This is a genomic window from Bifidobacterium aerophilum (assembly GCF_010667685.1).
Taxonomy (GTDB): domain Bacteria; phylum Actinomycetota; class Actinomycetes; order Actinomycetales; family Bifidobacteriaceae; genus Bifidobacterium; species Bifidobacterium aerophilum.
In genome coordinates, this window is record NZ_WHZW01000011.1 from 75,536 (window position 1) to 87,222 (window position 11,687).

The following is an 11,687-nucleotide window of genomic DNA, read 5'->3' on the forward strand; positions in this document are numbered from 1 at the left end:
GTATGCGCCAGTAGCCCAGCGGATTAGAGCAGCTGACTACGGATCAGCAGGTCGCAGGTTCGAATCCTGTCTGGCGCACGTTGGGGTCCCTTGTCTCCGTATGGAGGCAAGGGACTTTTCAATACCGGGGTTGGAGGAGTCGCAGGGACACGCTCTCGGCAGAATAGAACATATGTTCGGCTATAATCGGATCAATTGATATGACCATGCGTCGGTATGACCCACGATGTAGGACACGCTGGCGCGAATAGGCGGGATGCGGACATATGGAAGACGACATGACCACGCGACGGGGATTCTGGGGCACGATACGGCATATCGCCGCATCCGACCGGCTATCGGGCCTCATCATGCTCGGATTCGCTTTTGCCGGCCTGATTCTGGCGAATCTGCCGGCGACCGCTCACTTGTTCGAGACGGTGGCGGAAACGCATATCGCCGTCCCTCGCACCAATCTCGACCTGCCGATCGGCCATTGGGCGCAGGATGGTCTTCTGACCATATTCTTCCTTACGGTCGGTTTGGACCTCAAACAGGAACTCACCACGGGTTCTCTCGCCAATCCCAAGGCGGCCGCCGTACCGATGCTGTGCGCGGTCGGCGGCATGATCGCCCCGCCCATCCTGTTCACGGCGGTCACCTTCCTGTTCGCCACGTTCGGACCGGGGTCCGTCGGCAACGTGATCCTGCCGACCACCGGAAGCGTGATCCCGTTCTCCGAGACCGTGCATGGGTGGGCGGTGCCTACGGCCACGGACATCGCGTTCTCGCTGGCCGTTCTCGCACTGTTCGCCAAGGGACTGCCTGGTTCGATTCGCGCGTTTCTGATGACGCTGGCCACCGTTGACGATCTGCTGGCGATCATCCTGATCGCCGTGTTCTTCTCGTCGGTCAACGCATGGTATTGGTTCGTGGGCATCGCCGTATGCGCCGCCGCGTGGGCTGTGCTGGTGCGAATGAGACGCGTGCCATGGGCCGCCGTCGCCATGGTCGGTGTTCTCGCTTGGGTGATGATGTTCGAAGCGGGCATTCATCCCACTTTGGCGGGCGTGCTCGTCGGACTGCTGACGCCGGCCCGAGAACGGTTCGGCGAATCGACGCCTCGCGCCGAACGGTACGCCGACAAGTTGCAGCCATTCTCCGCGTTGCTCGCCTTGCCGATGTTCGCATTGTTCGCCACAGGCGTGCATTTCGAGGCTCTGACGCCCGAATTGTTGCTGTCTCCCGTGGTCATAGGCATCATCGTGGCGCTCGTTGTGGGCAAGCCATTGGGCATCATGGTCACGGCGTGGCTGTCCACTCATCTTGGAGGGCTGAAAATGGCCGAAGGATTGCACGTGCGTGACATGTTCCCGGCCGCGTGCGCCTGTGGCATCGGCTTCACGGTGTCGTTCCTCATCGCCTCGCTGGCGTATGCGAATCTCGAGCTGTCCGCCGAGGCACGTTTCGGCGTTCTGGTGGCATCGTTGATCGCCGCCGCGATTTCCGGCGCTCTGCTCAGCCGACAATCGAAACGATACGCCGCCGCTTCGCATTCCGCCTGACGGTCGTCTCCCCGAAATGAAAGGAACGAGATATACATGATCATTGCAGACAACGATGGCAAGGAGCCGCTGGGCGCGACCTATCAACGAGGTTCGGCCATCATGCGCGGCGCGATGATACCCGAGGACAGCAGCACGGCCGCGCTGCTGAACAACGGGGACAGTAGCGACTGGCGTGACATGGACCCGTGGCGCGTACTGCGCATCCAATCCGAGTTTGTGGAGGGATTCGACGAACTCGCCAATATCGGGCCGGCCGTCAGCGTGTTCGGCTCCGCCCGGGTCAAACCCGACAGCGACGACTATCGGGCAGCCGAACGCATGGGCCGCATGATCGCCCAGCGTGGCATGGCGGTCATCACCGGGGGAGGGCCGGGCATCATGGAGGCCGCCAACAAAGGCGCCGCCTTGGCCGGCGGCACATCGATCGGACTGGGCATCGAACTGCCGCATGAGCAAGGGTTGAACGAGTACGTGAATCTTGGATTGAGCTTCAGGTATTTCTTCGTGCGCAAGACCATGTTCACCAAATATGCATCCGGCGTGATCATCTGCCCGGGAGGCTTCGGAACCTTCGATGAGATGTTCGAGGTGCTCACGCTCGTACAGACGCACAAGATGACGTCGATGCCGGTCGCGTTGTATGGGACGGATTATTGGCAGGGCCTGTTCGACTGGTTGAATGGCACGGTGAAGGACAGCGGCATGATCTCGGGTCTCGACCCGAAACTGGTGGTGCTGACCGATGACGTGGAGGAAGCCGTAGGAGTGGCGACCGGCAACATACGGGGGTAGGACGCCGGTCAGCGCTTGACCGCGACCAGCAACCCGGTTCCGGTCGGAGTCAGCGTGGAAACGAATCGCTCATCGGATTCCACGGTTTCGACGAATTCGCGCATGGCGACCGCCTTGGCCCCACGATCGGCGGGATTGAGCACGCCGCCGTTCGACTCGGGCGTTTCCAAGGCAAGCACATCGGTGAACACGATCGCGCCATGTGCACGCAGCAGGCGAGGCGCCTGAGCGAAAGACGCTTCATAGTTCGCCGCATCGCCGGCCACGACGATCAGATCGTAATCGTCGCCGTTCAACCGGGGCAAAAACACGCCGGCCGGGGCATTTACCGCGCGCAGTTTGGTCGCGATGCCATCGGAAAGCCTGGCAAACAGCGACCGGATCAGCGTGATGCCCTGGGCCGACGAATCGACCGCCGTCAACTGCCCGGCATTGTCGAGTCCGGCGATCAGCTGCAACGTCTCCACGACCGAACCGGTCCCGATGGCAATCACCGACGTGGCACCCGTCAGATGCACGAGTGTGGACAGTAATTCGGCCTGAGCCGCCGAACCCTGAGTGAAGCCGGCCTCCTCGGCGCGCATGCGTGCGGCGTTCAGCGCATTGGTCTGTCGGGCGAATGCATGATCCTCTGCGAACTCCCAGGCCTTGGCGAGATTCGTGTACGACGTTTTATCCATAACCACCTACTGTTAATTCGAATCGTCAGTCATGCCGGAACGGCGCCGAGACGGTCAGCGTTCCTTGACCTTGGCTACGATCTGCCACATTTCCTCACCGACATCGATGCCACGCGGGCACTGGCGCGAGCACGCACGCACCGACTGACATGCCGCCACGCCGTCCTGAGTGTCGATCGCGTCGAGACGGGCGGCCGTGGCCGTGTCCCGAGAATCGTTGACGAACCGGGAGGCCGCGATCAGCGCCGCCGGTCCGATGAAGGCATCGCCGCCGGCGAATACCGGACAGCTGCCCTCGCACACGCCGCAGGCGATGCAGTTCGTCAGCATCTCGTACTTGGCGAGTTGCTGCGGGTTCTGAAGATACTCGAAAACATCCGCCTTGCCTTCCGATGTGGTGGCGAGCACTCCGTCCGCCTGCAGGTAAGGCTTGAGTTTGCGGATCTGATCGAGCATCGGATCGATGTCGGAGATGAGATCGCGCTGCACGGGAAAACCGGGCAGGGGAGCGAGCTCGATCAATCCCAAACCGTCCGTCTGCATATCAGACGCTTCCGGGTCCCCCTTGTTGTCCGCGCCGTCGCCGGTATGACGGAAGCCTTCGTCATCGGTCGGCGACAGCGGATTGGGATGGCGCGCCCACTGGGCCACGGTAGCGGTGCACAGCAGCGTCGGCGTGCCGTTGATGGACACCGCGTCCGAACCGCACATGCCGTGCCCGCATGAATAACGGAACGCCAACGTCGGGTCAATCGTCCGCTTGATGGTCAGCAGGCAGTCGAGCACCGTGTCCTGGGGCCTGACCGACAACGTGTAGTCCTGGGTCCACTGTTTGCCGCGAGGACGGCGGTTGCGAGAAGCGCCGCCGCCGAACGGAGACCCTCCCTTCTTGGCGAAGGGGCTGCCTCCTCGGGATCCGCGATCCCGCTCGGGACGTGGTGTGAACCGGTTCACGCGCAGCGTCACCGTGGTCGGCGCATCGTCCATGCCGCTCATACTTCCAGCCTCCTCAACACAAGAAACGACATTATATTGTGCCATAAGCCGTGCCCGTCAGTATGCGCGTGCCTTGGGCGGATAATCGACGATGTGCACAGGCTGCCACAGGATACCGTCTCGGTCGCTCATCGAATGCGCGAGGAACCGTTCGTCATCGCGTGCCGGATAATCGAGCCGCGTCAACGATCCGCGGGATTCATGACGCGCATCGGAAGCCTTGAGCACCGCTTCGGCCAAGGCGACGAGGTGGCGGGATTCCCAGATCGCCGTGATCTCCTGGTTGAATGCCGCCATGTCGCTGTGCGCGTGCAACGCATTCGTGCGTGGCCTGAACTCGTCCTGCAACGTGTCGAGAGCCGTGGCGATGGTGTCGGCGCTGCATCGGACGGCAACAGCCCGTTCCATGACGCGACCCAGATCCGCAAGCACCTGGTACGGGTTGTCGTCCGCGATCTCCCCATCAGCCCCGTCATCGCGGGACAGCAGCGCCGTGACCTCGTCCTTGCGCGCGGTCGCGGCAGCGTCGAGCGCCGTGTACGCTTCATCGTCCGCTTGTCCGATCTCGTCCCCGGCGGGATCGGCCGTCGGATGCTCGGCGATCCGTGCGGCCATGGACAGGCCGGCACGGTTGCCGAACAGGCAGGCGTCAAGCAGCGAATTGCCGCCGAGACGGTTCGCGCCGTGCACCGACACGCATGAGCATTCGCCCGCGGCGAACAGGCCTTCGACGACGTTGCGGCCGGTATTGCCGGACTCATCCCGCGACCAACGGTAGACCCTGCCTTCCGTATCGATCGGGATGCCGCCCATCGTGTAGTGCGCGGTGGGCTTGATCGGCACCCAGTCGGTCGCGGGATCGATGCTCGCGTATTTGCGTATCGTCTCGACGACCTGGGGAAGCACCGCCTCCATGTGGTCCTTGTCGATGCCGGTCATGTCGAGCCACACGCAATCCTTCGGCCCGTTCGGATCCTTCGGATCGGCCACGCCGCGTCCGGCGTCGACCTCCGTCATGATCGAGCGGCTCACCACGTCGCGTGCCGCCAGATCACGATGTTCGGGCGCGTATGTTGCCATGAACGCCTCGCCATCCGCGTTGCGCAGCACGCCGCCTTCGGCACGAGCCGCCTCGGACAGGAGGATGCCGGTGTGCGCGAGACCGGTCGGATGGAACTGCACGAACTCGATGTCCTCAAGCTGCAATCCGGCCGCCAGCGCGAGCGCCATGCCGTCGCCGGTCAGATCCCACGAATTCGACGTCGTATGGAACAGGCGACCCGCGCCTCCGGTGGCCAGCAGCACATTCCGCGCGTGGATCGCATGCACGTCGCCGGTATGGGTGTCATAGGCGACGACGCCTGCGACCCTCGACCGATCCGCATCGAGCGCCAGATCGGTCACGTACCATTCCTCAGCGAACTCGACGCCGGCGGCCACGCACTGCTGCCACAGGGTATGCAGGATCTGGTGCCCCACGCGATCGGCCGCATAGGCGGCTCGACGTACCGGCTCGCCGCCGAAGTCCCTCGTATGGCCACCGAAGCGACGCTGCGCGATATGACCGTCATCGGTGCGCGAGAACGCCACACCGTCACGTTCCAGGTTGATCACCGTCTGCGGAGCGTATTGCGCCAGCAGACGGGCCGCGTCCTGGTCGACCAGCCAGTCGCCGCCTTTGACGGTGTCGTAATAATGCCAATGCCAGTCGTCGGCCTCCACATTGCCCAGGCTCGCGGCGATGCCGCCTTCGGCCGAGCCGGTGTGCGAGCGCAACGGCTGCAGCTTGGAGATCACCAGGATTTTCGGCTCGATGCCGGCATCGAGCAGCCCGCGAATCTCAACGGAGCGCAACGTTCCCAATGCCGCGGACAGGCCGGCCGCTCCCGCTCCGACGATCACCGCATCGTACATGTCTTCGATATGCTTCGGACTCATACCCTTGATTGTCGGGAGACGCCGGGACGAAGCATGGCGCGTGGCATCATCGCCGGCCGGCTGCCGGTCGACGGCGGACCGGCGAAGACGAGGGATAATGGATGCCATGACCGGATCATTCAATCAGCGCGTGTACGAGGTGGTGAGGCGGATACCACGGGGCATGGTGGCCACGTATGGTCAGATCGCCGTTCTGGCGGGTAATCCGCGTAACGCGAGATTCGTGGGATTCGCCTTGCACGCGAATCCCGAACCCGGTGTGATCCCATGCCATCGCGTCGTGTTCCGTGACGGCTCGCTGGCTCCGGGGTTCGCCTTCGGAGGCCCGGATGAGCAGCGGACGCTGCTCGAAGAGGAGGACGTGCCGTTCATCCCGCCGCGCCCCGGTTCCGGCAATGCCGGAGCCGACGGTTGGCGCGTTGACCTGGCGCGATGCCAGTGGGATGCGTGAACGCATCTCTACGGCCGTGTTGTCGGGGCATGATGCAGGCGTGATTGCCCGTCGTCCGTGCGGCGGAACGTCACGGTGCCCTGATCCAAGCGAATGATGCCGTCGAGTTCCATCCTTCCCAGCAACGCCAGCAACTCGCCAAGTCCGGCGTCGTCCAAGGCGTCGGCGATGGCGTCGACCGTTGCCGGGATTCCCCGGCGTCGGCAACGTCGGATCGCCGTGCATACGGCCTGTCGGCGTTTGTCGTCCATGCGCGCGTCATCGGACTCGTGACCCGTATCATGCGCGGATGCGATGTCGCCCGTCGCATCGGTCGCCTGCGACGAGACCGGAGGGGATCGGCGCGCGTCAGCGGCGGGTATCTCTCCGGTGACCGAGACGGGGGAATGAGGCGGATGGCAGATCTCGTCGGTCTCGTCGCCGGACATCAGCAGAATCGCCTGGTGATCATGGATCATCCGGTTGCATCCGGCATTGTACGGTGCGCCGGCATCTCCCGGCGCCGCATACACCTCGCGTCCGAGTTCGACGGCCCAGTTCGCCGTGTTCAACGCCCCGGAACGCAGCCGCGCCTGCGTGACGACCACCGTGGACGCCAAAGCGGCGATGATCCGGTTGCGCAGCAGGAAACGCCGTCCTTCCGGAATCGTGTCCGGGCACAACTCACTGATCAGCGCGCCGGAACCATCAACGATCCTCTCGAACAACCGTTGGTTGCATCGCGGTCCGATACGATTTAGCCCGCCGGCGAACACCGCCACGGTTCGGCCGGCCGGTTCATGGCCGCGTGCCGAAACCAATGCCCCCAGAGCTCCCCAATGCGCCGCGGCGTCGGCGCCCATCGCGCCTCCCGACACCACCAGATGCCCTGCGGAGGCGGCACGTTCGCCGACCCGGCGCGCCAACGCCCTCCCGTAATCGTTCACGCCCCTCGAACCGACCACCGCCACCGGTTTCGGGCAACTGACCAATGCCGCAGGATCCCCGATGCCCCACAGGCACAACGGAGCCGCCCAATCCTTGCGAATCGACAGATCATCAAGCTGATGCGGCCAGAACGGATTGGAAGGACCGATGATCCATTGGGCGCCGTTCATGGTGAACCATTCCGCCAAAGAGTCGGCATCCAGCGTAGGCAGGTGGTCGAGACGCTCATGCCAACGCGCCAGAGCACGATGGAACACGTCCATCGACCGTCCGTCCGCATGCCGACCCCACCGTACAAGACCGTTGACGAACGCCTCATCCAGCTTCGCGCGCGCCGGTCCTCCTCCGTCCGACGACGCCGGCCGTGATTCGAGCAGCAGCCGCAACGTGGACCGTGCGTCGCCGACACCCCTGATCGTGGCGTACATGATCGCGTCGGCATCGTTAAGACAGAACGTAAGCGTCGCACGGGCCAGCGTTTCCGCATCCGGCATGGCATAGGCCGCACGTCCGTCGCCGTTCATGACACCCTCGTGCGCAGCATGATGCCCTGATTCATCTCCTCATACCCTGGAGATACCCGGCCCGCCAGATCGGACAGCGTCCACGCCAGCCGCAGTGCGCGATCCGCCCCGCGCAGACTCAGCCGTTGCGATTCGAGCGCGCGGTTGACCAACGCGATCGCCTTGTCGGACGTATGTTTGTGCAGCCATTCGCCGGACGCCTGAGCATTGCACGACCATCCGAACCGCGCAAACCGTTCTCGGGCAGCTGTCCTGGCGAGAATCACCGACCGGCGCATGTCGCGGCTCGACTGTTCTCCTTGGGGCGTGCCGGTGCCGATCCGTTCCACCGGAGGCACCTCCACCTGGATGTCGATGCGGTCGAGAATCGGCCCCGACAGGCGGGAGAAGTACCGGATACGGTCCTTCTCCTTACAGACGCACCGCTCTCCGGTGCCATAGGCGAACCCGCACGGACACGGATTCGCCGCCATGACCAGCTGGAACCTCGCCGGATAATACGTGGAACCCTTGGAACGCGACAATGCCACGTATCCCGACTCCAACGGCTCCCGCAGCGTCTGCAACGTGCGCGTCGAGAACTCGGGCGCCTCATCCATGAACAACACGCCATGATGGGAACGCGTGATCGCCCCGGGACTCGCCAACCCGCTGCCGCCTCCCACCAAAGCCGCGGTCGACGACGTATGATGCGGCGCCTCAAACGGCGGCACGTCGGTGATGCCATACTGCGGCAACGTACCGCACAACGACCGGATGGACGCGACCTCCAACTGCTCGTCGGAGGACAACGGGCACATGATCCCGGGCATCCTGGAAGCGAGCATCGTCTTGCCGGAACCGGGCGGTCCGGTCATCAGCAGATGATGACCGCCGGCCGCCGCCACCTGCAGCGCCCACTTCGTCATCCGCTGACCCACCACCTCGGACATGTCGCCCATCGGCGGAGACACGAACGTTCCGGCTTCCGAACGGCCCGACACGCACGATTTCGAGGACTGGTCATACGACGCCTTGCCGCCCATAAGCTCGATCATCTCGCCCACATGACGCACACAGACCACGTCCAGGCCCTCGATCAGTCCGGCCTCGTCCTCGTTGGCCTGCGGCACGATCAGCTGCCGGACCCCGCGCTCGCGGGCGTGCAACATGATCGGCAGCAACCCGTGTATGGGAAGCACCGTGCCGTCGAGATTCACCTCTCCGAGCACGATCGTATCGGCCAACGCGTCATGGGGGATCGCTCCGGCCGCGCTCAGGACGCTCGCCGCGATCGCCAGGTCATGGGAGGCTCCCCGCTTGGGCATCGACGCGGGCGACATGTTCACCGTCACCCTGGTTTCCGGCCAGCGGAATCCGGCGGCCTGACATGCCGATTTGACGCGCTCGCGGGCTTCGCTCAGCGCCGTGTCGGGCAGTCCGACGATGGAGAAATGCGGGAGCCCGGGCGAAACGAACGCCTGGGTCTGGATGACGAAGGGCCTGAGTCCGAGCAGCCCCACCGACAATGCGCTTCCTATGGCCATCAGAACGCCTCCTTGATCTGGGCGATATGGGGCGGCTGTCCGAGCGGGGCAAGAATGCTGATCACGTCGAACCGGACCCCACGGTGCGGGATGCGGCGTCCGGGGTCCAGCAGCCATTGCACTCCGGTGCGTCGCAGACCGGCCCTCTTGCGCGCGGTCACGGCCTCCTGCGGGATCCCGAATCTGGTGGAGCGTCGTGTCTTGACTTCAACGAACAGAAGCGTTCTCTGCCGGTCCATGACGATCAGGTCGAGTTCGCCGTACCGCGAGTGCCAATTACGCCCGATGATCGTGTGACCTTGCGCTTCGAGCCAGCGTTCGGCGATTCGTTCGCCGAGTTCGCCGAGCCGTTTCGGGCCGATGTCATGCCGTGCGATGAGCCGCGACAGGTCGTCCATCGACAGGTCGTCCGTGTCTGATGCCGTCGGCGATGCCATCGCCGTTGATGATGCTGTGGTGTCCATGACATCAGTGGACCAGATCGCGTCCGTCGTGCGCAAGCCGGATCGGGGTCTGTGGACGCAGACGCCTTCCTTCGGCGTGTTGTGGATAAGTGGCGGTGGATAATTTCGCTGGACATTCCCTGAATGTGGATAAATCGGCTACGAGGGCATGTCATGGAGCCGGCACGCCCTCACAATCCGCACCTGTGATACGCCGCGCGTTGACGGCGTTACAGTCCGGCGTCGGCGAGGCTGATGTATCCGGGATCGATGAGCGTGTCCTTGAGGTTGTATGCGCTTACCGCGATCAATTGTCGTGCGATCGTCGCGGTGTCCTTGCCGTTGACCTTGGAGGAGGTCAACGACCGTAGCACGTCCGTCGTCGGCTTGTCTCCGGCATTGAGGATGCGGCACGCCTTCGCCGTGTCCTTGGCGATGGAATCGCGATCCTCCAGCGCGGTCATCCACTGCTGACCGGCGACGATCTGCGGCATGACGTCCACGTAGGCGCCGTAGCCGGTGACGATCGGCCATTTCGAGTTGACGTCCTTCGCGTCGGCATGGGAATCGGCGGTGTCGTCGGCATCCGCGTCGTCGGGCTGCGAGGACTCGGGCGCCTTGATCGGATCCGGAACCTTGCCGCGTTGCAGATCCTTGCGTCCGGTGATGTTCTCCACGATTCCGGAAATCGTGATTGACGGGTTGATGTCGGCCGCCGAACCCGTATAGCCCAGATCGGCGAGTTCCTTGACCACGGCGGAGGCCGTGAAATCGTTCATCGCGATAACGCCGTCGATTCTGGTATGTGCATCGTCCCCCGACTTCATGCCTAACCGTTCGCGCAAGGCCTCCCGGGCATCGGATTCCTTGGCGCATGCGAATGACACGTCGCGCCAATCGTCGTCGCCTGTATTCGCGTCCAGGGTTCCGGATGCGCTGATTGCCTTGCCTGATGCAAAATACGGCCGCAGGACGGACCATACCCCCTTGAACGCCGCTTCTGCGAATGCCGAGCTATCCGAGGTCGGCTCCTGCGAAGCGTTTCGGGCACCGTTTGACGGCAGTCCCAACACGCCGTCCGAAGCCGATCCGGATTCGGCGGTGTAGGGCAGCAGCACCTCGATGTTCTTCGGGTTGTCCGCGCTGACCTTGTCGAGATCGAGTTTGCTGACCAGTTTCTGCGCCTGTATGCGACCGATCTGTTCGGCCGTGGACATGCGCACGTACAGATCCGGCTGGACCCCTTCGACGGTGTCTGACAGCATGACCACGTGCATGCCGTTCTCGCGGGCGAGGTTCAAGGCGGACGTCAGTCGGGACACGGCATCCCGCGAGGACGACGTCCCCGATCCGGTGTCCGTCGCATCGTCGTCCGCGGTGACCGATTGGCTGACGTAATCGCCGTACTGGCGAACCGTATCGTCGGCGTCGGCGATGGGCGCGACGACCAGTGTGACGGCGTCGTTTGCGTTCGCGTCGGACCCGTCGCCGTTCGTATTCGACGACGAGGATATCCGTTCGACCACGTAATCCTGGATGTCACGGCTCTGCTTGTCGAGATCGCCGGCGGACGAGGAAGTGACATTACTTTTCTTGAACCCGGCGTCAATGAGAGCGTCGGTCAAAGCGGGAACGAATTTCGTCCACTTGTTCAACGGCGTGTTGCCGGATATGGTCACGCCGTCCGACGGCGTGAAAATGGCGACGGAACCGGCGGCCCGGTCCGAAGCATCGGTTCCGTCGGATGTCTTGTCGTCCTTGGATCCGTCCGATGACGCACATGCCGTCAATCCCAGCGTCATGGCGGCGCATATCGTCATGACGGCCATCCTTCGTACGACCCTGCGCCACGGGGCGTCGGCG

At 63.7% G+C, this 11,687-nt stretch carries 10 protein-coding genes and 1 tRNA gene; 4 read left to right on the top strand and 7 right to left on the bottom strand.

Annotated features, from left to right (window positions below; translation table 11 throughout):
- Positions 1 to 4 precede the first annotated feature (4 nt).
- From GFD25_RS06375 to GFD25_RS06385, 3 genes are all read left to right on the top strand, one after another.
- Positions 5 to 78: transfer RNA gene (locus GFD25_RS06375), tRNA-Arg, on the top strand.
- A 200-nt stretch (positions 79 to 278) separates the two neighbouring features.
- Positions 279 to 1,544 (top strand): Na+/H+ antiporter NhaA, encoded by a 1,266-nt coding sequence (locus GFD25_RS06380; protein WP_163231072.1) that lies wholly within the window; start codon positions 279 to 281, stop codon positions 1,542 to 1,544.
- Positions 1,545 to 1,580: 36 nt separating this feature from the next.
- Complete coding sequence (locus tag GFD25_RS06385) at positions 1,581 to 2,339, top strand: LOG family protein (protein WP_239512439.1); 759 nt, start codon at positions 1,581 to 1,583, stop codon at positions 2,337 to 2,339.
- Positions 2,340 to 2,347: 8 nt separating this feature from the next.
- Here the strand turns inward: GFD25_RS06385 and GFD25_RS06390 are convergent, their stop codons facing one another.
- The 3 genes from GFD25_RS06390 to GFD25_RS06400 are packed head-to-tail and all read right to left on the bottom strand — an operon-like array spanning position 2,348 to position 5,953.
- Positions 2,348 to 3,019, bottom strand: a complete 672-nt coding sequence (locus GFD25_RS06390; RefSeq protein ID WP_163231074.1) for an O-methyltransferase — start codon at positions 3,017 to 3,019, stop codon at positions 2,348 to 2,350.
- Positions 3,020 to 3,073: 54 nt separating this feature from the next.
- Positions 3,074 to 4,015 (bottom strand): succinate dehydrogenase/fumarate reductase iron-sulfur subunit, encoded by a 942-nt coding sequence (locus GFD25_RS06395; protein WP_163231077.1) that lies wholly within the window; start codon positions 4,013 to 4,015, stop codon positions 3,074 to 3,076.
- 57 nt (positions 4,016 to 4,072) lie between these two features.
- Complete coding sequence (locus GFD25_RS06400) at positions 4,073 to 5,953, bottom strand: FAD-binding protein (protein WP_163231079.1); 1,881 nt, start codon at positions 5,951 to 5,953, stop codon at positions 4,073 to 4,075.
- 106 nt (positions 5,954 to 6,059) lie between these two features.
- On the opposite strand from GFD25_RS06400, the gene GFD25_RS06405 reads away from it, so the two are divergent.
- The gene (locus GFD25_RS06405) at positions 6,060 to 6,404 is read left to right on the top strand and encodes an MGMT family protein (protein WP_163231081.1); all 345 of its coding nucleotides are present in this window, start codon (positions 6,060 to 6,062) and stop codon (positions 6,402 to 6,404) included.
- Positions 6,405 to 6,412: 8 nt separating this feature from the next.
- Here the strand turns inward: GFD25_RS06405 and GFD25_RS06410 are convergent, their stop codons facing one another.
- The 4 genes from GFD25_RS06410 to GFD25_RS06425 all read right to left on the bottom strand — a co-directional run bounded on the left by GFD25_RS06410 (position 6,413) and on the right by GFD25_RS06425 (position 11,644).
- The gene (locus GFD25_RS06410) at positions 6,413 to 7,855 is read right to left on the bottom strand and encodes a DNA-processing protein DprA (protein ID WP_163231083.1); all 1,443 of its coding nucleotides are present in this window, start codon (positions 7,853 to 7,855) and stop codon (positions 6,413 to 6,415) included.
- Entirely contained in the window at positions 7,852 to 9,381 is a 1,530-nt protein-coding gene (locus GFD25_RS06415) for a YifB family Mg chelatase-like AAA ATPase (RefSeq protein ID WP_163231085.1), read from the bottom strand. The genes GFD25_RS06410 and GFD25_RS06415 overlap by 4 nt, the downstream gene beginning before the upstream one ends.
- Positions 9,381 to 9,818, bottom strand: coding sequence for a YraN family protein (locus GFD25_RS06420; RefSeq protein ID WP_239512440.1), 438 nt, complete (start codon positions 9,816 to 9,818; stop codon positions 9,381 to 9,383). Before GFD25_RS06420 ends, GFD25_RS06415 begins: the two co-directional genes overlap by 1 nt.
- Positions 9,819 to 10,054: 236 nt before the next feature.
- Positions 10,055 to 11,644, bottom strand: a complete 1,590-nt coding sequence (locus GFD25_RS06425; protein WP_239512441.1) for a type 1 periplasmic-binding domain-containing protein — start codon at positions 11,642 to 11,644, stop codon at positions 10,055 to 10,057.
- Between the last annotated feature and the right edge of the window lie 43 nt (positions 11,645 to 11,687).